The sequence below is a fragment of the Microbacterium sp. Se5.02b genome (assembly GCF_019464375.1).
In the GTDB taxonomy this organism is placed as follows: domain Bacteria; phylum Actinomycetota; class Actinomycetes; order Actinomycetales; family Microbacteriaceae; genus Microbacterium.
Genome location: NZ_CP080491.1, coordinates 1165221 through 1185555 on the forward strand (window position 1 = coordinate 1165221; position 20335 = coordinate 1185555).

General features: G+C 69.0%; 15 protein-coding genes and 7 pseudogenes. 16 read left to right on the forward strand and 6 right to left on the reverse strand.

Annotated features, from left to right (window positions below; translation table 11 throughout):
* Positions 1 to 23: 23 nt before the first annotated feature.
* Positions 24 to 1265, reverse strand: a complete 1242-nt coding sequence (locus K1X59_RS05875; protein WP_220174025.1) for an acyl-CoA dehydrogenase family protein — start codon at positions 1263 to 1265, stop codon at positions 24 to 26.
* Positions 1266 to 1321: 56 nt separating this feature from the next.
* Positions 1322 to 1981: a TetR/AcrR family transcriptional regulator gene (locus K1X59_RS05880; protein ID WP_183152150.1), complete on the reverse strand. Its 660-nt coding sequence runs from the start codon at positions 1979 to 1981 to the stop codon at positions 1322 to 1324.
* A gap of 60 nt (positions 1982 to 2041) precedes the next feature.
* Here K1X59_RS05880 and K1X59_RS05885 point away from each other — a divergent pair, with 60 nt between their 5' ends.
* From K1X59_RS05885 to sucD, 3 genes and pseudogenes are all read left to right on the forward strand, one after another.
* Positions 2042 to 2395, forward strand: coding sequence for a DUF2510 domain-containing protein (locus K1X59_RS05885; RefSeq protein ID WP_183152151.1), 354 nt, complete (start codon positions 2042 to 2044; stop codon positions 2393 to 2395).
* A 114-nt stretch (positions 2396 to 2509) separates the two neighbouring features.
* Positions 2510 to 3676 carry an ADP-forming succinate--CoA ligase subunit beta gene (gene sucC / locus K1X59_RS05890; RefSeq protein WP_220174026.1) on the forward strand — a complete coding sequence of 389 codons (1167 nt, stop codon included), beginning with the start codon at positions 2510 to 2512 and terminating at the stop codon, positions 3674 to 3676.
* 18 nt (positions 3677 to 3694) lie between these two features.
* Positions 3695 to 4595: pseudogene (gene sucD / locus K1X59_RS05895) on the forward strand (succinate--CoA ligase subunit alpha).
* Positions 4596 to 4691: 96 nt separating this feature from the next.
* Here sucD and K1X59_RS22775 read toward each other — a convergent pair.
* Positions 4692 to 4802: a hypothetical protein gene (locus tag K1X59_RS22775; protein WP_345941155.1), complete on the reverse strand. Its 111-nt coding sequence runs from the start codon at positions 4800 to 4802 to the stop codon at positions 4692 to 4694.
* A gap of 20 nt (positions 4803 to 4822) precedes the next feature.
* A complete protein-coding gene (locus K1X59_RS05900; RefSeq protein WP_244632439.1) occupies positions 4823 to 5269 on the reverse strand; it encodes a TetR/AcrR family transcriptional regulator in 447 nt (148 codons plus the stop codon).
* A 74-nt stretch (positions 5270 to 5343) separates the two neighbouring features.
* On the opposite strand from K1X59_RS05900, the gene K1X59_RS05905 reads away from it, so the two are divergent.
* Positions 5344 to 5754 (forward strand): VOC family protein, encoded by a 411-nt coding sequence (locus K1X59_RS05905; protein WP_183152153.1) that lies wholly within the window; start codon positions 5344 to 5346, stop codon positions 5752 to 5754.
* 190 nt (positions 5755 to 5944) lie between these two features.
* Here K1X59_RS05905 and K1X59_RS05910 read toward each other — a convergent pair whose 3' ends face one another.
* A complete protein-coding gene (locus K1X59_RS05910) occupies positions 5945 to 7420 on the reverse strand; it encodes an NCS2 family permease (RefSeq protein WP_183152154.1) in 1476 nt (491 codons plus the stop codon).
* 90 nt (positions 7421 to 7510) lie between these two features.
* Here K1X59_RS05910 and K1X59_RS05915 point away from each other — a divergent pair.
* From K1X59_RS05915 to K1X59_RS05965, 12 genes and pseudogenes are all read left to right on the forward strand, one after another.
* A pseudogene (locus tag K1X59_RS05915) lies at positions 7511 to 8905 on the forward strand (DUF6350 family protein).
* Between the two features lie 9 nt (positions 8906 to 8914).
* Entirely contained in the window at positions 8915 to 9502 is a 588-nt protein-coding gene (purN, locus tag K1X59_RS05920; RefSeq protein WP_183152155.1) for a phosphoribosylglycinamide formyltransferase, read from the forward strand.
* A gap of 33 nt (positions 9503 to 9535) precedes the next feature.
* A pseudogene (purH, locus tag K1X59_RS05925) lies at positions 9536 to 11142 on the forward strand (bifunctional phosphoribosylaminoimidazolecarboxamide formyltransferase/IMP cyclohydrolase).
* An 80-nt stretch (positions 11143 to 11222) separates the two neighbouring features.
* A pseudogene (locus K1X59_RS05930) lies at positions 11223 to 12744 on the forward strand (DNA-3-methyladenine glycosylase 2 family protein).
* A complete protein-coding gene (locus K1X59_RS05935) occupies positions 12741 to 13238 on the forward strand; it encodes a methylated-DNA--[protein]-cysteine S-methyltransferase (RefSeq protein WP_183152156.1) in 498 nt (165 codons plus the stop codon). The pseudogene K1X59_RS05930 and the gene K1X59_RS05935 overlap by 4 nt, the downstream one beginning before the upstream one ends.
* Positions 13239 to 13566: 328 nt before the next feature.
* Positions 13567 to 15495: an ABC transporter ATP-binding protein gene (locus tag K1X59_RS05940; protein ID WP_220174027.1), complete on the forward strand. Its 1929-nt coding sequence runs from the start codon at positions 13567 to 13569 to the stop codon at positions 15493 to 15495.
* Positions 15492 to 17306 carry an ABC transporter ATP-binding protein gene (locus K1X59_RS05945; protein ID WP_183152157.1) on the forward strand — a complete coding sequence of 605 codons (1815 nt, stop codon included), beginning with the start codon at positions 15492 to 15494 and terminating at the stop codon, positions 17304 to 17306. Before K1X59_RS05940 ends, K1X59_RS05945 begins: the two co-directional genes overlap by 4 nt.
* A 131-nt stretch (positions 17307 to 17437) precedes the next feature.
* Positions 17438 to 18253 (forward strand): hypothetical protein, encoded by an 816-nt coding sequence (locus K1X59_RS05950; RefSeq protein ID WP_220174028.1) that lies wholly within the window; start codon positions 17438 to 17440, stop codon positions 18251 to 18253.
* Positions 18254 to 18355: 102 nt separating this feature from the next.
* A complete protein-coding gene (locus tag K1X59_RS05955) occupies positions 18356 to 18583 on the forward strand; it encodes a hypothetical protein (RefSeq protein ID WP_220174029.1) in 228 nt (75 codons plus the stop codon).
* A gap of 32 nt (positions 18584 to 18615) precedes the next feature.
* A pseudogene (locus tag K1X59_RS22780) lies at positions 18616 to 18768 on the forward strand (LacI family DNA-binding transcriptional regulator); the annotation flags it as partial.
* A 64-nt stretch (positions 18769 to 18832) separates the two neighbouring features.
* Positions 18833 to 19291, forward strand: a pseudogene (locus tag K1X59_RS20940) (hypothetical protein); the annotation flags it as partial.
* Positions 19292 to 19368: 77 nt separating this feature from the next.
* Positions 19369 to 19685 (forward strand): annotated as a pseudogene (locus K1X59_RS05965) (substrate-binding domain-containing protein).
* A gap of 86 nt (positions 19686 to 19771) precedes the next feature.
* On the opposite strand, the gene K1X59_RS05975 reads toward K1X59_RS05965, so the two are convergent.
* A complete protein-coding gene (locus K1X59_RS05975) occupies positions 19772 to 20230 on the reverse strand; it encodes an N-acetyltransferase (protein WP_183152160.1) in 459 nt (152 codons plus the stop codon).
* Positions 20231 to 20335 lie beyond the last annotated feature (105 nt).

The following is a 20335-nucleotide window of genomic DNA, read 5'->3' on the forward strand; positions in this document are numbered from 1 at the left end:
GACCAGGACGCCCGAACCTGGCCTCAGGCGAAGGCGCTCATCCCCGTGATGTCACGACCGAGCAGCAGCGCCTGGACGCTCTCGGTGCCCTCGTAGGTGTGGATCGCCTCGATGTCGGCCATGTGCTGCATGACGCCGTTCTCGAGCAGGATGCCGTTGCCGCCGAGCAGATCGCGGGCTGTCGAGGCGATCCGGCGTGCGGCGCGCGTGTTGTGGAACTTCGCGAGCGATGCCTGCGTCGGACGTAGATCTCCCGCGGTCTCGAGGTCGGCCATCCGGCGGCAGTACAGCTGCATCGCCGTGAGGTCTTCCAGCATGTGGGTGAGGCGCTCCTGCACCATCTGGAACTTCGCGAGAGGCTTGCCGAACTGCACTCGCTGGGTCGCGTATGCCAGGGAGGCTTCGTAGCATGCGGTCGCGTGACCGAGTGCCGACCAGGCGACGCCTGAGCGTGTGGCGTAGAGGACGGTGGACGCATCCTTGAAGCTCTTCGTGCCCGGCAGCACCGCATCCAGAGGTACGCGCACGTCGTCGAGCACGATGTGCGCCTGGTGGATCGCCCTCAGCGAGGCCTTGCCGCGGATCACAGTGCCCGTGTAGCCGGGCGCGTCCTGTTCCACCAGGAAGCACCGCACGGCGCCGTGCTCCTCGGCGGCCTCGTCGTCGACGCGCGCCCACACGAAGGTGATGCCGCCGGAGGCGCCGTTGCCGATCCACTTCTTCGCGCCGCGGATGACCCACGCGTCGCCGTCGCGCCTGGCCACGGTCTCGAGCGAGACGGAGTCGGAGCCGTGGTCGGGTTCGGTCAGGGCGAAGGATCCGAGCACCGATCCGTCTGCGAGCGCGGTGAGCCAACGCTCCTGCTGCGCCGACGAGCCGAACAGGGCCAGTGTGCGCAGTGCGAGCCCGCCCTGCACCGCGAGGATCGTGCCGAGGGAGCCGTCGCCGCGTGAGATCTCCATGTTGACCAGGCCTGCGGCCAACGGTGAGAGGCTCGTGAGCGACGGGTGCTGGACGCCGTCGACGACAAGGTCCATCTCGCCCATCCGTCGGGCGGCTGCGAGCGGGTACTCCGCGCGGTCCCAGGCCTCCGTCATCTGCGGGGCCACCTCGTCGACGTAGGACTTCGCACGATCCCACGCGGCGCGATCCGCGGCGGGGACGTCGCTGAAGACGGCGTAGTAATCACTGTCCTGACGGGCGGTGATGTCATAGGACGAGACGCGCTCGCCGGGGAAGGGGGAGGGGGAGGCTGCAGTGCTCATGGGACTCCTTCGTGGACCTGAGTATCGTACTCCTCGATACTCGGTTCCACGAGTCGTCAGTCGAGTTCGGACTGCAGGCGGCGCGTGACCTCCGCGATCGGCATGGAGCGAGGGAACACGGCGACGACCATGTCGTCGGGCGCGGTCGCGGTCTCGCCTGTCACCCCGTAGCGGCGGCGGACATCGGCGAGTGCCGTCTGCAGCGTCGCCAGGGGCACCTTCTTGCGCCCGCGCAGCAACTGGCGCAGCACGTGGTTGTGCACGGCGGTCACGAGCGCCGCGAACCCCACGGCGTCCAGCGGATCGACGCCGGGGAGAGCGCTGCGCAGATACTCGTCGAACAGGCGCTCGTAGCGGAAGACCGTGATGATCTCGCGCTCGCGCAGCACGGGGACCTGACGCACGATCTGGTAGCGCCGTCGGGCGAGCTGAGGATCGTGGGCGAAATGCGCGAAGACCGACTCCGAGGCGGCGCAGACCGCGCCCCACGGGTCGTCGTGCCCCTCGTCGAGGAACTCGCGGAGCTGCTCGAGAAGCACCTCATGATCGGCGAACACGACATCTTCTTTGCCACCGAACTGGCGGAAGAAGGTCGAGCGGGAGACTCCGGCCGCCTTCGCGATCTGCTCCACCGACGTCTGGTCGAAGCCCTGGGCGCTGAAGAGCTCGAGCGCTGCGGCGACGACGCCGGTGCGCAGTTCTGCGGATTCGTGCATGGCGAAAGCCTAGACCTCGGCGGGCGCCGACACCGAGGCGCCGCCGTCATACTGAGGAGCGTGAGCGAACGTGGGATTCCGGCCGGATGGTACGAGACACGCCGCCGCGGCACCCGACGCTGGTGGGACGGCGCGCGGTGGACCGAGCACATCGCCGTGCATGGACGGGAGACCACGTTGGCGGCAGACACCGCGGCGGTGCGGCGGCAGCTGCTCGTGAGCGAGGCCGTCCTGGGGGTCGTCCTCGTCGGCTCGATCCTCATCGCGCTGTGGGGAGGGTTGCCGGTCGTCGTCGTGCGACCGGTGATCGTCGCCGTCGGCGCCGCGTTGGTGATCACTCCGTTGCTGATCACGCGTCAGCTCCGTCTGGCTGCGCTGCCTTCACGTCGCTACGGCGTGCCGCCGCTGCGGTGACCGGCAAGAGCCCGGGGCCGTAAGCGCGCCCAGGCCGAGGTAGTAGGCTGGGGGACTGGTCGATGTCTCGACATCGAGAGAATTACCAGACAGCAGCCCAGTGAAGGAACCACAGTGGATCTGTACGAGTACCAGGCACGAGACGTTTTCGAAAAGTACGGAGTGCCGGTCCTCGCCGGCATCGTCGCGGACACCCCTGAAGAGGTGAGGGCGGCAGCCGAGAAGATCGGTGGAGTGGTCGTCGTCAAGGCTCAGGTGAAGACCGGCGGCCGTGGAAAGGCAGGCGGCGTCAAGGTCGCCAAGACCCCCGACGAGGCGTACGAGGCGGCGAAGTCCATCCTCGGTCTCGACATCAAGGGCCACGTCGTCAAGCGCGTCATGGTCGCGCAGGGTGCGCGCATCGCCGAGGAGTTCTACTTCTCCGTGCTGCTCGACCGCGCCAACCGCTCCTACCTGAGCCTCTGCTCGGTCGAGGGCGGCATGGAGATCGAGGAGCTCGCGGTCGAGCGCCCCGAGGCGCTCGCGCGCGTCGAGGTCAACCCGCTCACGGGCATCGACAAGGAGAAGGCCGTCGAGATCGCTCGCGCAGCCAACTTCCCCGAAGATCTGGTCGAGAAGGTCTCCGACGTCTTCGTGAAGCTCTTCGACGTCTACAAGGGCGAGGACGCGACGCTGGTCGAGGTCAACCCGCTGGTTCGCACCGAAGAGGGCGACATCATCGCGCTCGACGGCAAGGTCACGCTCGACGACAACGCCTCCGAGATCCGTCACCCCGAGCACGAGGCGCTCGAGGACAAGGACGCCGCAGACCCGCTCGAGGCCAAGGCCAAGGAGTCGGGCCTCAACTACGTGAAGCTCGACGGTGAGGTCGGCATCATCGGCAACGGCGCAGGGCTCGTCATGTCGACGCTCGACGTCGTCGCCTACGCAGGCGAGAACCACAACGGCGTCAAGCCGGCGAACTTCCTCGACATCGGCGGCGGCGCCTCGGCCGAGGTCATGGCCGCTGGCCTCGACGTCATCCTCGGCGACCCGCAGGTCAAGAGCGTGTTCGTGAACGTGTTCGGCGGCATCACGGCGTGCGACGCCGTCGCCAACGGCATCAAGGGCGCGCTCGAGACGCTGGGGGCCACCGCCTCCAAGCCTCTGGTCGTCCGCCTCGACGGCAACCGCGTCGACGAGGGCCGTGCGATCCTCGCCGAGTACGCGCACCCGCTTGTGACCCTGGCCGCAACCATGGACGAGGGCGCCGACAAGGCCGCCGAGCTCGCCAACGCCTGAGACTGAAGGACGAGAAGAATGTCGATCTACCTCAACAAGGACTCCAAGGTCATCGTCCAGGGCATCACCGGTGGTGAGGGCACCAAGCACACAGCGCTGATGCTCAAGGCCGGCACCCAGGTCGTCGGTGGTGTCAACGCCCGCAAGGCCGGCACCACGGTCTCGCACACCGACAAGGACGGCACCGCCGTCGAGCTCCCCGTCTTCGCCTCGGTCGCCGAGGCCATGAAGGAGACCGGCGCCGACGTGTCGATCGCCTTCGTCCCCGGCGCCTTCACGAAGGACGCGATGATCGAGGCCATCGATGCCGAGATCCCGCTGCTCGTCGTCATCACCGAGGGCGTGCCCGTTGGCGACTCGGCCGAAGCGTGGGCCTACGCGCAGAGCAAGGGCAACAAGACCCGCATCATCGGCCCGAACTGCCCCGGCATCATCACGCCCGGCGAGGCTCGTCGGCATCACGCCCGCGAACATCACCGGCAAGGGCCCGATCGGCCTCGTGTCGAAGTCGGGCACCCTGACGTACCAGATGATGTTCGAGCTGCGCGACCTCGGCTTCTCGACCGCCATCGGCATCGGCGGCGACCCGGTCATCGGCACGACGCACATCGACGCGCTCGCCGCGTTCGAGGCCGACCCCGAGACCAAGGCCATCGTCATGATCGGCGAGATCGGCGGCGACGCCGAGGAGCGCGCGGCCGAGTACATCAAGGCGCACGTCACCAAGCCGGTCGTCGGCTACGTCGCGGGCTTCACGGCTCCCGAGGGCAAGACCATGGGTCACGCCGGAGCGATCGTCTCCGGTTCGGCCGGTACCGCCCAGGCGAAGAAGGAGGCCCTCGAGGCCGCCGGGGTCAAGGTCGGCAAGACGCCGTCCGAGACCGCCGACCTGATGCGCGAGATCATCGAAGCGCTCTGATCTGAGCTACGCTTGATCTGAAGGCCCCGGGCTCCACCCCGGGGCCTTCTTTCATGCCGGGGCGTCGGATCGTTCTGCCGGGAGCGTCCGGGGGAGTCAGCGCCGGGGAGCGACGGAACTCAGGATGGCGTCGAGAGCCTCGTGGGCGTGCCCGCGTGCGGCGGCGTCGTCCGGACGCACGGCGAGCCAGAGAGCCAGCTCGTTCATCGCGCCCGAGAGTGCGGCGGTCAGCGGGTCCAGGAGCGCGGGGAGGTGCCCGCTTCACGGAGGCCCGTGCGCAGCTCCTGCTCCGGACCTTCCGCGTCGAGGCGCCGCCACTCCTGCCAACCGACGACGGCCGGTCCGTCGACGAGCAGCACCCGCGCTGCCGCCCCTCGGGTGATCGCGTCGAGGAACGCGTGGCTCCCGTCGTGGATCGCGGTGTCCGGGGCACTGTTCCGCGTGGCCGCGATGATCGCCTCTGCGACGAGCTGCTGCTGCGTCGCGACGACGGCTGCGAACAGCCCCGGTTTCGACGTGTAGTGGTGGTACACGGCGCCGCGGGTCACGCCGGAGGCGCGGGCGATCTCGTCGACCGACGCCGATGCGTAGCCGTGCGCGACGAAGTGCGCGGTGGCGACTTCGAGGATTCGACGTGCCGTCTCTGCGGCGTCTGCGGCGGATGCGCGGGGCATAGGTTCCTTTACGTGTGATGTGTATGTATTCTAACGGGAACGATACAAACACAGTGTATGTAAAAGGAGTGACCATGGAGATCACGAGCTTCTATCCGGTGCTGATGGTGGACGACGTCGCGACTGCGGCACGGTTCTACCGTGAGGAACTCGGCTTCGAGCCGACGTTCGAGGCGGACTGGTACGTGAGCCTGCGCTTCGACGGAGGCGAACTGGCGATCCTCGCCCGGACGCACGAGAGCATCCCCGAGGGCTTCCGCGAACAGGTCCGCGGCCTGCTGCTCAACATCGAGGTGTCGGATGCGAAGGCGGTGCATGCGCGGCTGGTGGGGGAGCGCGGCCTGCCGGAGAGACTGACCCTTCGCGACGAGGCTTTCGGTCAGCGTCATTTCATCGTGGAGGCACCGGGAGGAGTGCTCATCGACGTCATCGAGCCGATCGAGCCGTCGCCGGAGTTCGCCGCCGCCTACGCCGCACCGGCCTGAGCCGCTCCTCGCCGGAACACCTGCATGAAGCGGGCGCGTCCGTACGACGGCATCCGCGACCGGGTCGTGCATCCGCGTCGCGGTCGTGCGTCCGTGACATGGCACGGGTGCCGGAGAGGACGGACGGCGCAGGGCGAGACACGAGAGAGGGACGGATGCCGCAGCATCCGCCCCTCTCTCGTGGTTCCGGTCAGATACCGACGCCGAAGAGCGCCTCGATCGGGCCGCGGGCGAAGAAGATCAGGAAGCCGGCACCGACCACCCACAGCAGAGGGCTGATGCTCTTGACCTTGCCGGAGAACGCGTGGATGAGCACCCAGCTGACGAAGCCCGCCCCGATGCCGTTCGCGATCGAGTACGTCAGCGGCATCACCGAGACGGTGAGGAACACCGGCAGCAGCACGCGGAAGTCGGTGAAGTCGATGAAACGGATCTGCGCCATCATCATCGCGCCGACGATGATCAGCGCGGCTGCCGCGATCTCGGTCGGGACGATCGACGTCAGCGGGGTCAGGAACATCGCGATCAGGAACACGACGCCCGTGACCACGTTGGCGAGACCCGTGCGCGCGCCCTCGCCGATTCCGGCGCCGGACTCGATGAACACCGTGCTCGACGACGACGAGGTCGCGCCACCGGCGATCGCTCCGACGCCCTCGACGACCAGCGCCGACTTGATGCGCGGGAAGTCTCCGTTGTCGTCGGCGAGGTTCGCCTCCTTCGCGAGGCCCGTCATGGTGCCCATGGCGTCGAAGAAGTTCGTGAACAGCAGTGTGAAGACGATCATCACGATCGCGACGAGGCTGACCTTGCCCAGGTCGAAGCCGAAGTCGACGGCGCCGATCAGGCTGAGGTCGGGGATCCCGACCGGGGAGCCGTTCAGTGCGGGGACCGTGAGGCCCCAGCCGCCCGGGTTGACGACATTGCCCTCGTCGTCGAAGCCGCGTGCGCCGATGTGCCAGATCGCCTCGACGATGACCGCGAGGACGGTGCCGCCGATCAGGCCGATCAGCATGCCGCCCTTGATCTTCAAGGCGACGAGGATGCCGGTCAGAAGGAGCGTGATCACGAAGAGCAGGGTCGGAACGGTCGCGACCGAGCCGTTCACGCCGAGGCCGACCGGGGGCGAGGAGGCTCCGGTCGCCGTGACGAATCCCGAGTTGACGAAGCCGATGAACGCGATGAACAGGCCGATGCCGACCGTGATCGCGATCTTGAGCTGGAACGGCACCGCATCGAAGATCGCCTTGCGCAGGCCGGTGGCCGCGAGCAGCACGATCACGACACCGTTGATCATCACGAGGGCCATGGCCTCCGGCCAGGTCACCTGCCCGACGACCGAGAAGGCCACGAACGCGTTGATCCCGAGCCCTGCGGCGAACCCGAACGGCAGGCGCGTCACCAGCCCGAACAGGATCGTCATCACTCCGGCAGTGAGCGCGGTGGCGGCTCCGACAGCGTTGAAGTCGAGCATGTTGCCGGCGACATCCGGCTTGCCGGACAGGATGATCGGGTTGAGGATCACGATGTAGGCCATGGTGACGAACGTCACCAGACCCCCTCGGACCTCGGTGCCGATCGTCGATCCGCGTTTGCTGATCTCGAAGAAGCGGTCCAGAGCACCGGTGGGCTCGGTGGATGCGGGGGCGGGTGGGGCAGTTGTCATCGGGAAACCTCCGGAGAAACGCTATCGTGTCGCGGAGCCCACGCGCGCCCCCAGAGGTTCGTCGGCAACTCGTCGTAGTCTCGAATCGCTATGCAACGCCTCCTCGTCGCGCTCCTCGCCGCCTTCGACGCCGCCATCGCCGCTGCGGTCGGTCTCGTCGTGCTGCTGGCTCCGCTGACGCTGCTGTGGACGGTGGCCTTCGGGATCACCGCCGACTGGGGCGCGCTCTGGCCGCTGACCGGCACGCTCTGGGAGTTCGGTCACGGCGTGCCGCTCACGGTCGGGATCCCGGACGCGCTCCTGGTCGCTCTGAGCATCCCGCCGGAGGCCGCGACCTTCGTCGTGTCGATCACCCCGCTGGCCTTCCTGCTGTTCACCCTCCTGTTCGCCGCGCGGTCTGGTGGCAGGGCGGCGAAGGCCGGGGCATGGCTGCTCGGCTCGCTGACCGGAGCGGGGGCATTCGCACTCATCTCGGCCGGAGTCGCTCACGACCCGGCTGGATGCGGCGCAGACTCCCTTGCCGCTCGCTATCATCCTCCCCGCCGCGGTCTACCTGATCGGAGCGCTCTGCGGAGCCGTGCGCATCGCATGGGAGGAGGGCGACGGGGGAGTGCTCGACCGGGTGCACGACTGGTTCGACGCCAGGGACGAGTGGGCGCCGGTCCCGGTCGCCGTGGTGCGTGGCGCCGCCTTCGCACTGGTCGGTGTGGTCGGTGCCGCTGCTCTGGCGCTCGCTGTGACCGTGCTGCTGCGCGGAGGCGAGGTGGTCGCGCTGTTCCAGGCCGCCCGCGTCGATGCGCTCGGTGCGACCGTCATGACCCTCGGGCAGCTCGTCTACCTGCCGACGCTGATCGTGTGGACCGCGTCGTGGCTCGCGGGTCCCGGTTTCGCGGTCGGTGCCGGAACCGCCGTCTCCCCGCGGGGACCCAGCTCGGCGTCGTACCCGGCATCCCCGTCTTCGGACTGCTGCCGGAGAACAGCTCGATCTGGATGCTGATCGTCGTGCTCGTCCCCGTCGCCGCGGGGGCGTTCGCCGGATGGGCGGTCCGCTCGAGGCTCGTGTGGGAGGGCACGCCTCTCGGCATGCTGCAGCGGGTGACGATCGCCGTCGGCATCGCCGGGGTCACTGCCGGTGTCGCCGCGATCGCAGCGGCCCTCTCGAACGGGTCGATGGGACCGGGACGGCTGGCGGTGGTCGGTCCTGCCGTGCTGCCGTTCGCACTCGCGCTCGGAGCCGAGGTCCTCGTCGGTGCGGCGATCCTGCTGCTGTCCCCGCGGAACCGCGACGAGCTGGCCGAAGAGCGCACCGATCGCTGGGTCGCAGAGATGTCGGCGTTGGAGAGCACTCCGGCCCCGTTCTCGGTGGCGACGGATGCCTCAGCCGATGCGTCCTTCCGTGAACCCTCCGCTTTCGACGACACGGCGCCGCTGGATGACCTCCGTGGCGCGAACCCGCCGGACGGAGCCGGTCGCGCTCCCCGGTAGACTGGGCGCGTGCTCACGGTCGCCGTTCTCATCTCGGGCACCGGCTCGAACCTTCGCGCCCTCCTCGAGGCCGCTCGTCATCCCGATTTTCCCGCCAGGGTGATCGTCGTCGGCGCCGACCGCGAGGCCGACGGCCTGGCCCACGCCGAGGAGTTCGGCATCCCCAGCTTCACGGTGCCGTGGCACGAGCACGAGAGCCGAGAGGCCTGGGGAGAGGAACTCTCCCGTCAGCTGGCCGTCTGGAACCCGGACCTCGTCGTCCTCAGCGGTCTCATGCGGCTGCTTCCGCCGTCGGTCGTCGCGGAGTACTCGCCGCGCCTGATCAACACCCACCCCGCCTACCTGCCGGAGTTCCCCGGCGCGCACGGCGTCCGGGACGCCCTCGCCGCCGGCGCCGCCCAGACGGGTGCCAGCGTGATCGTCGTCGACGACGGCGTGGACTCCGGCCCCATCCTGGCGCAGGAGCGCGTGCCGATCCTCGGCGGCGATACCGAGCACAGCCTGCACGAGCGCATCAAGCCCGTCGAACGTCGACTGCTGATCGATGTCGTCCGCGGGATCGCCACCGGCGACCTCGCCCTCCCCTCCTCTTCCTGACCCCCACCCGACGCCCCGCACGAAGGAGCCCTCATGGCCGGCCCCCGCCACGACCCCACGCTCTACCGCGATCGCGATGCCGTTCCGATCCGGCGCGCGCTCGTCTCGGTGAGCGACAAGACCGACCTGCTCGTCCTCGCTGCGGCACTCGCCGAGGCCGGCGTGGAGATCGTCTCGACCGGCTCCACGGCCTCGACGATCCGCGAGGCCGGTATCGCCGTGACCGATGTCGCCGCCGTCACGGGCGTCGCCGAGATGCTCGACGGCCGCGTCAAGACGCTGCACCCCAAGATCCACGGGGGCTGCTCGCCGACCTGCGCCTCGAAGACCACGAACGGCAGCTCGCCGAACTCGACATCACCCCGTTCGAGCTCGTCGTCGTGAACCTCTACCCGTTCGTGGAGACGGTGGCCTCCGGCGCCGTCGGCGACGACGTGGTCGAGCAGATCGACATCGGTGGGCCCGCCATGGCGCGCGCCGCCGCGAAGAACCACGCGAATGTCGCGATCGTCGTCTCGCCGCAGTCGTACCCCGGGATCATCTCGGCACTCGACGCGGGAGGCACCTCGCTGTCGCAGCGGCGCGAGCTCGCAGCCCGTGCATTCGCCCACACGGCGGCGTACGACACGGCCGTGGCATCGTGGTTCGCCGAGGGGACGCTGCAGGACGACGGCGATCTGCCCACGCATCTCACGATCCAGGCCGAGCGGCTGGCCACTCTGCGCTACGGCGAGAACTCGCACCAGCGCGGCGCGATCTACACGCGCGCCGGCGGCCACGGCATCGCCCAGGCGACCCAGTTGCAGGGCAAGGAGATGTCGTACAACAACTACGTCGACGCGGATGCCGCGCTGCGGGCCGCATACGACATGGTGAAGCCGGCCGTCGCGATCATCAAGCACGCCAACCCGTGCGGCATCGCCACCACGGCGCCGAACGCGCTCGACCCGATCGCCAGCGCCCACCTGCGCGCCCACGAGTGCGACCCGGTCTCGGCCTACGGCGGAGTCATCGCGGCGAACGGCACCGTGACGCTGAAGATGGCCGAGAACCTCAAGGACATCTTCACCGAGGTCATCGTCGCCCCGTCGTTCGAGCCTGCGGCGCTCGAAGTGTTCAAGGCCAAGAAGAACCTGCGTCTTCTCCAGCTCCCCGAGGACTGGCAGCAGGAGCGGATGGACGTGCGCCTGGTCTCGGGAGGCCTGCTGCTGCAGGACGCCGACCGCTTCCCCGACGACATCGTCTCGGTCGCGAAGAACTGGGAGCTCGTCTCGGGCGAGCGCCCGAGCGACGAGGAGATGGAGAACCTCATCTTCGCGTGGAAGGCCTGCCGCGCGGTCAAGTCGAACGCGATCGTGCTCGCGAAGGACAACGCCACGGTCGGTGTCGGCATGGGCCAGGTCAACCGCGTCGACTCGTGCCGCCTCGCGGTCGAGCGCGCCGGGGACCGTGCCGCCGGTTCGGTCGCATCCTCCGACGCCTTCTTCCCGTTCGCCGACGGCGCCCAGGTGCTGATCGACGCCGGTGTCACCGCCATCGTGCAGCCGGGTGGTTCGGTGCGTGACGAGGAGGTCGTGGACGCGGCGCGCAAGGCGGGCGTCACGATGTTCTTCACGGGGGAGCGCCACTTCTTCCACTGAGCGGTCGCTCGTCCTGGACCTCTCACCGCGATGTCCGATTTCCGCCAGTCGATGTCGGTGGGGCGTGACAGGGTGGAGGCATGACCTTCCCCGTGATCGACTTCGACGAGCGGTACCGTGCGATCAGCGCGCGCGACACCCGCTTCGACGGTCAGTTCGTCACGGCGGTGCGCTCGACCGGAATCTACTGTCGTCCGAGCTGCCCCGCCCGTACGCCCAAGCCGCAGAACGTCACGTTCTATCCGACGAGCGCTGCGGCGCACGAGGCGGGATACCGCGCGTGCAAGCGGTGTCTCCCGAGGCGGCCCCCGGGTCTCCTGCGTGGAACGTCCGGGGCGATACGGCGGCGCGGGCCATGCGCCTCATCGCCGACGGCGTGGTCGAACGCGAGGGGTGCCCGGCCTCGCCGCGCGTCTCGGCTATTCCGGGCGGCACCTCACCCGGCTGCTGACCGCAGAACTCGGGGCCGGCCCCCTCGCGCTCGCGAGGGCTAACCGCGCGCACACCGCGCGGATGCTGCTCGTCGGCACCGACATGCCGATCTCCGATGTGGCGTTCTCCGCCGGCTTCGCCAGCATCCGCCAGTGCAACGACACGATCCGCGAGGTGTTCGGCCTCACTCCCGGTGAGCTCAGAGCTCGTCGACGCCTGCCGGCATCCGCCGCGCCCGGTGCGATCGACCTGGTGCTCCCGTATCGCGGTCCGCTGGATGCGAGCGGCATCTTCGCCTGGATGGCTGCGCGCGCCGTTCCCGGTGTCGAAGAGGCCACGGCGACATCGTTCTCCCGGCATCTGCGCATGTCGGGCGGACCCGCGTGGTTCGAAGTGACGCAAGACGAGGCGCAGCGCCTCCATCTGCGCGCTCGCGTCGCGCGGTTGGGCGACCTCGCTCCGCTGGTGTCTACCGTCCGCCGCATCTTCGACCTCGACGCCGATCCGCTCGCGATCGATGAGGCGCTCGCCGCGCACCCCGAGCTGGCACCGCTCATCGCCCGCACGCCGGGGATGCGGGTTCCCGGTTCGGCCGACCCGCACGAGATGCTCATCCGAGCCATGGTCGGCCAGCAGATCACCGTGGTCGCCGCCCGCACGGCGCTCATCGCGCTCACCGACGCGTTGGGGGAGCGCACCGAGCAGGGAGTGCTCTTCCCCACGATGTCGGCCATCGCGGAGCGCGGAGTCGAGGTGCTCCGCGGCCCTGCAGCGCGCATCCGCGCGATCACGGGTGCCGCCGCCGGCCTCGCCGACGGCTCGTTGACACTCACGGTCGGCGATGACGGCGTCGAGCAGCGCCGTGCGCTCCTCGACATGCCGGGCATCGGCCCCTGGACGGCCGACTATGTGCGCATGCGCGTTCTCGGCGATCCCGACATCCTGCTCCCCGGCGACGTCGCGCTGCGTGCAGGGGCTGCGGCGTCGGGTCTCCCCGGAGATGCGCGACCGCTCACGGCATGGGCGGAGCGCACGGCCCCGTGGCGCAGCTATCTGAGCGCGCACCTCTGGCGTGCTGCACCGGTGCGACCCGTCGGTCGGAAGACGCCGGCATCCGCGTCGCACCCCGCTCGCCCCGACACAGCCACGACGACGAAGGAGACACCATGACCGCCCTCATCCAGACCATCGAGACGCCCGACGGCGCCTTCACGATCCTCGCCGACGACCGTCAGCGCGTGCTGGCGTCGGGCTGGACCTCCGACGAGGAGGCGATCCTCGCGCGACTGTCCGCGGCGAACCGCCCCGAGGAGGTCCGCGAGGGCGAGACCGAGGCGGCTGCGGCCGTCGTGGCCTACTACGCGGGAGACCTCTCCGCGATCGATGCGGTCGCGGTGAAGCAGTCGGGCACCGCACTGCAGCTCGCAGGGTGGTCTGCGCTGCGAGAGATCGCGCCCGGCGCACCGCTCACGTACACCGGCTTCGCTTCGCTCCTGGGCAACCCGGCTGCCGTGCGTGCGGCCGCCTCGATCTGCGCCCGCAACGCCCCGGCGCTCTTCGTCCCGTGCCATCGGGTCCTGCGCACGGATGGGAGCCTCGGCGGCTTCGCCTGGGGTCTTGCGGTCAAGGAGAGTCTTCTGTCGCGTGAGGCTGCCTCGCGTTGATCAGGCACCCCGAGCGCCGCGCCCTGAGGGCGCGGCGCTCGTCCGTACCCGGAGGGAGGCGGACGAATCGGGAATGCCTCTTGCACTCAGCTGGTTCACAGCCATAGGCTGGTGGGCTGTCGCGCCAACCGGACGACATCGCCGAGCCCCTGAGGAGGACATCATGACCACGATCGCCACCGCGCAGATCGCAGCTCTCGGCTCGACCCCGGCGCGCCCGCTCTCCTAGAGCCCCCGCCCCTTCCTGCTCGGATGCCGGACTCTGTGAGTCCGCTCTCGCATCCGCCCCTTCCGTAACCGCAGTTCACACGAAACTCGTCTGAGAGACATGTCTTCCTCGCCCTCCGTGCAGAATCCCTCGCCGTCATCGACCCTTTCCACTCCGGTCGCATTGTGGCGGCTGAAGCCCTTCGTCAAGCCCGTCATCTGGCGGCTCGCCGGTGGTGCCGCCAGCGCGCTCGTCGCAGCCGTCATCGCCCTCATGATCCCGATCGTCCTCGAGCAGATCATCAGCGGGCCCGTGCGCTCCGGTGAGATCGGCGCGATCGTCTGGGGCGCAGCCGCGGTGTTCGCGCTGGGCCTCGGCGAGGCGCTGATGGTCTGGCTGCGTCGACAGTTCGTGCTCAACCCGGCCACACAGGTCGAATACAGGATGCGCACCGAGCTGTACTCGCGCCTGCAGACGCTCCCGGTGTCGTTCCATGACAAGTGGGGGTCCGGCCAGCTGCTCAGCCGCATGATGCAGGACATCGGCCTCATCCGCCGGTGGCTCGCGTTCGGTCTCGTGCTGCTGGTCGTCAACGTGCTCACGATCATCATCGGCTCCGTGCTGCTGTTCCGCTGGCACTGGCTGCTGGGCACGATATTCCTGGTCACCGCCGTCCCGCTGTGGATCCGCGGCTACCTGTTCGAGAAGCGCTACGGCGCCCTCACCCGTCGCAGCCAGGATCAGGCCGGCGACCTGGCGACCAGCGTCGAGGAGAGCGTCCACGGCATCCGCGTCCTGAAGGCGTTCGGTCGCGGCAAGCACGCCCTGAGCAGATTCAGCCGTCAGGCCGAGACCCTCCGCGAGACCGAGATGAGCAAGGCCGGCGCGATCGCGTCGATCTGGTTCTGGCTCGACCTGATGCCGCAGATCGCTTTCGGTCTGAGCCTGATCTCCGGCATCTGGCTGATCTCCGTGGGGCAGATCGACGAAGCGCAGCTGTTCGCGTTCTTCGCGATGGCCGTGGTGCTGCGCTGGCCGATCGAGTCGATCGGCTTCCTCTTCTCGTTCATGCTCGACGCCCGAACGGCGACCGATCGCGTGTTCGACATCTTCTCGGAGACCAACACCATCACCGATCCGGAGAACCCGGTGCACATCGAGAGCCCCCGAGGAGAGCTCGCGTTCGAGAACGCGCACTTCCGGTATCAGGATGCCGGGTCCCACGAGCGCGACCTGCTCGACGGCATCGATCTGGTCCTCCGCCCGGGCGAGACCATGGCCCTGGTGGGACTCACCGGCAGCGGCAAGACCACGCTCACGACGCTGCCCACGCGCCTGTACGACGTGACGGGCGGCAAGGTCACGCTCGACGGCGTCGACGTGCGCGATCTTCCGCTCTCCGAGCTGCGCCAGCACATCGCGATGGCGTTCGAAGACGCGACGCTGTTCTCGGCGACGGTGCGGGAGAACGTGCTGCTGGGCCGCGCGGAGCTCGACGTGCACAGCGAAGAGGGCGAGCGGGTGCTCCGCGAAGCACTCGACGTGGAGCAGGCGTCGTTCGTGGACTCGCTGCCCGACGGCGTCGAGACCGTGATCGGCGAAGAGGGACTCAGCCTCTCCGGTGGTCAGCGCCAGCGGCTCGCCCTCGCCCGCGCGGTGGCGGCGAAGCCGAAGGTCCTCGTGCTCGACGACCCGCTGTCGGCGCTCGACGTCGACACGGAAGCGCTCGTGGAGGAGGCACTGCGACACGTCCTCGCCGACACCACGGCGATGATCGTCGCGCACCGCCCATCCACGGTCGCGCTCGCCGACCGGGTCGCCCTGCTCGAGGCGGGCAGGGTCACGGCCGTCGGCACGCACTCGGAACTGCTGAAGACGAGCCGGCACTACCGCCACGTCATCTCCAGCCTCGAGGCGGAAGAGGCGGCGCGTACCGGGGCGATCCCGATCATCCGCGACGCACAGCAGGTCGAGGACGAGGTCCGCGAGGGCCTCGCGATGGACGCCGCCGACGAAGACCCGATCACCGAGAAGGAGGTGCAGCGATGAGCTCCGCCATCACCGGAACCCAGGACGAGGATCGTTCCGAGTACACCCGCGAGGAGAGCAGGGAGATCCGTCGTCGGTCCCTCCGGCTGCTCGGCTCCCTCGTCCGCCCGCTGAAGCCGCAGATCGTGCTGGCCGCTGCCGTGCTGATCGTGTCCACCGCCCTGCAGGTCGCTGGTCCGATCCTCATCAGCATCGGGCTCGACCGTGCCCTGCCGGCGGTGCTGAAGAACGCCGACTGGATGCCGACCTTCATGATCGGCGGCATCTACCTGGCCGCCGGCGCGCTGGCCGCCGTCCTGATCGCCTGGTACGTGATCATCGCGGCCAAGCTCACGCAGGCGGTGCTGCTGGATCTGCGCAAGCGCATCTTCCTTCACACGCAGCGCCTGAGCCTGGAGTTCCACGAGTCGTACACGTCGGGGCGCATCATCTCGCGGCAGACGAGCGACCTCGATTCGATCAAGGAGCTCCTCGACGGCGGTCTGAACGAGCTCGTCTCCGGCGTGCTCTTCGGGCTCTTCACCTTCATCGCGCTGTGCGTCTGGGATTGGCAGTCCGGCCTCATCCTCGCGATCGGCGGAGTGCCGCTGTTCTTCCTGATGAAGTGGTTCTATTCCCGTTCGCAGCTCGTGTACCGCGAGTCGCGCGTCATCAGCGCGAAGGTGATCGTGCAGTTCGTCGAGACGATGACCGGCATCCGCGCCGTCAAGGCGTTCCGCAAGGAGCCGCGCAACGACAAGGCGTTCCAGGAGATCGCGGGGGAGTATCGCGACGTCAACCGTCGGTCGATGCTGCTGTTCGGCACGTTCGAGCCTGGTCTCATGGGTGTGGCCGCGCTGGTGCTCGGCATCGTCGTCCTCTGGGGCGGCATCCGTGTCTCCGAGGGCGTGCTCACCGTGGGTGTGCTGCTGTCGGCGGTGCTGTACGTGCGCAACTTCTTCGCGCCGATGCAGGAGATCGCGATGTTCCTGAACTCCTACCAGTCGGCGACGGCAGCGCTCGAGAAGGTGTCGGGCGTGCTCGAGGAGGTGCCGACGGTTCCGGATCCCGAGAAGCCGGTCGATCTCTGGGAGTCGCGCGGTCACATCGAGTTCGACGAGGTGACCTTCGGCTACAACGGCGAGAAGACGATCCTCCCGAACTTCTCGCTCGACATCCCGGCGGGTCAGACCATCGCCCTCGTCGGCACGACCGGTGCGGGCAAGTCGACGCTGGCGAAGCTCATCTCGCGGTTCTACGACCCCTCCGAGGGGCGGGTCACCCTCGACGGCGTCGATCTGCGCTCGCTGCACCCGAAGGACCTGCGTCGTGCGATCGTGATGGTCACGCAGGAGGCGTACCTGTTCAGCGGCACTGTCGCCGACAACATCGCGCTCGGCAAGCCGGATGCCTCGCTCGACGAGATCAGGGCGGCGGCGCGCGCGGTCGGGGCCGACGAGTTCATCTCGTCTCTTCCGGACGGGTACGGCACCGACGTGAACAAGCGCGGTGGACGTGTCTCGGCCGGGCAGCGTCAGTTGATCTCGTTCGCCAGGGCATTCCTCGCCGACCCGGCGGTGCTGATCCTCGACGAGGCGACGGCGTCGCTGGACATCCCGTCCGAGCGGCTGATCCAGGACGCGCTGCAGACCCTGCTCAAGGACCGCACGGCGATCATCATCGCGCACCGCCTGTCGACGGTGGCGATCGCCGACCGGGTCCTGGTCATGGAGCACGGCGAGATCATCGAGGACGACACTCCGGAGGCGCTCATCGGCGGCAGCGGCAAGTTCGCGCAGCTGCATGCGGCCTGGCAGGAGACGCTGGTGTGAGCACGCCCCTCGTCTGTCGCGGCCGGATCCGCCTTCGCCAGGATGGCGGAGCGGCCGAGGCCGCGGCAGACGAGACGGCGTGCCGATGCCGTCCCCGCGCATCGTGTGCGCGGCGTGGGTAGCATCGAGGTATGGATCCGTTGCTGCTCGCTGCCGAGTGGTGGTGGATCGCGCCGACGGCAGTCGCGGCGGGAACGGCAGGTGTCATGGGAATGCGTCGTCACAGCAGCACGGTGAGCGGCCGCCGCCTCGCGGTCGATGCCGCCCGGCATGACCTCAGAGAAGCGCAGCTGGCAGCGGCCGAGCGCCGCACCGCCCTGAAGATCGCGCGCGCCGACCTGGCCCGCGTCTCTGCCGAGCGCGCCGCGCAACGCGCCACAGCCGAGCAGGTCGCGGGGGCCAGACGCATGCTGCGCGAGCGCGAGCGTGACGCCAAGGCCGCGTCTGCCGACGTGAGAGCCCGGCAGGTGAGGTTGAACGCCGCGAGGGCGGCGGTGCCGTCGGCCTCCGAGCCCAAGCCCCTGGACCGGCTGCATGCCGCTCACGATGCCGTGACGGCGCGGTGGATGCGATACGAGACCGACCTCGCGCTGCAGATCGCGTACCCGGGTATGACCGATGTCAAGAGTCCCGTGACGGCCGCGTATCTGCGTGCGGCGGGACACGCGGTCGAGATGCGCCGCGCGGCTGCGGGGCGTGTGACTCCGGCGGAGTTCGCCGCCTATCGTGATGCCGTCGCCGATCTCGAGCGCGCATTCGAGGCGGCCGAACACTCGGCGAAGGTGCAGGCGGGGGAGGCTCCGGCGACCGCCGCCTGGCAGGATGCGGCTCAGGACATGCTCAGCCGTTCCGCTGACGCGATCGATCGTGCCGCAGGCGCGGCCGCCGCCGCCTTCTCGGCGTGGAGCAGTCGCCGCAAGCCGGACAAACCCGACCAGCGCGGCTGACCTGCCTGTCGCGCAAAGGATCTTCCTCACTGTGTTTTTCTGTACCGGTATAGTAGGCTCTTTCTGTACCGATACAGAAAGAGGTCGAGCATGGAACATCAGATGATCGCGGTACTCGTCGACGCCGAGCGCGTCGCCGCGGCGCGCGACCCGTACCAGCAGCATCGTCGCGACGCGCTCGCAGCCCGGGATCGCGCACGCGCACTCCGGGCGAGGACGCAGTGGCGTCGCCGCGCTCGCGCGATCCTCGCCCGCGGTATCCGACGACTCGCCGAGGCGGTGGAGCCGCCGCGGGCTCCCTGCGCCGTGCCCGCGTCTGATCCGTGCTGAAGCCGACCGGAGACCTCTCCGCGTCCGGCAGAATGGGCTCGGAGGTGGTCGAGGTGGGGCGAGTCACGCTGCAGACGATCGCGGAGCACGTGGGTGTCAGCCGCATGACCGTATCGAACGCCTTCTCCCGCCCCGATCAGCTCTCGGAAGACCTCCGGGCGAGGATCCTGACCGCAGCGGACGATCTGGGGTACGCCGGTCCCGATCCTGCGGCACGCGCTCTCGCGCGGGCGCACCGGGGTCATCGGAATGGTCCTCACCAACTCCCCGAAGGATGCGTTCACCGACGACGTCGCCGTGGGGTTCGTGCGCGCGGTGGCAGGCTCCCTCGCGGACGAGGGGTATTCCCTGGTGCTGCTGCACTCGTCTCACGACAGTGGCGTCGTCCCCGCCCGTGATGTGGCCATGGACGGCGCGATCGTGTACTCCTGCGCTCCGGCGGTCTCGGCGTTCGCCGCCCTGCGCGAGCGGCGGCTGCCGATCGTCAACGTCGAGGGGTCGCCGCTCCCCGGAGTGCCCGACGTCGGCATCGACAACGCCTCCGGTGCCTATGAGGCGGCGAAGCATCTCATCGATCTCGGTCATTCACGGATCGCGATCGTGGTCGCTGCACTGGACATCGATGATGTCCCCGCTTCCGAGACCGCCCTCGACACGGGGTCCCTGACGATCGCGGGCCGCATGGACGGCTGGATGCGGGCGCTCGACGAAGCCGGCATCGTGCCGAGGGTGGTCGGCACCCCGCGCTCGGGATCGATGCGGTGCTGCGTGAGCGGATCGATCGCATGCTCGACGACCCGCCGACCGCCGTCCTGGCCTTCTCCGACCTCGCCGCGCTGGAAGTCATGGAGCGCGCGAGAGGACGCGGCCTCCGCGTCCCGGAGCAGCTCTCCATCGTGGGCTTCGACGACAACCCCTCTCGGCCCGTGTCTCTCCGGCGCTCACGACCGTGCGTCAGGACGTCGATGCCAAGGGGCGGGCCGCCGTGCGGGCTCTGCTCGGGGTGATGCGCCGAGACGAACTCGCGCCCGCGCCTCCTCTGCTGCCCACCGCGCTGGTGGTCAGGGAGTCCACGTCGCGCCCGAGCGGCGCGCCGGGGTGATGCGCGGCCGGTGAGAGCGCTCCCTCGCCTGGTACTAAGGCGACGAGGTCTCGATGGGGGAGGGGATTCGAGACCCCGCCGCCGGTCTAGGACGTGACGCGGATCTCGGCGATGACCTCGCCATAGGCGGTTTCGCCGACAGGCGTGAATCCGACCCGGTGGAAGAAGGTCTCGGGTCCTCCCTCGCCGGCCTCGTAGATCACGTCGACATGGTCGACGCCGCGCTCGCGGGCCTCTTCGATGAGAGCCTCGACGGCGAAGCGGCCGACGCCGCGCCCCTGATCGTCCGCGTCGACGTTGATGCGCCACAGCACGGAGCGGAAGTGCTCCTCCGGCGCCTCGGGATCGAAGTTCGCGCTGACGAACCCGACGACCTCGTTGCGATCGAGGATCACCCGCTGCCAGGACGTCTGCGGATTGATGACGGTGGCCGCGATCCCGTACGAGACGGGAGCGAGGAACTGCTCCTGTCCGGGCTTGAGCGACAGGTTGTTCACGGCGACGATCGTCGCAGCGGAGAGTTCGACCATGCGCAGTTCGGACATGACCCCAGGCTAACCCCTCCCAGCGGGCGGGACACGTTTCGGGCGAACATTTCACTCCGGAGGGATGACCCGCGTCGAGGATGCAGGCGCCGCCGCGCTGGCCAG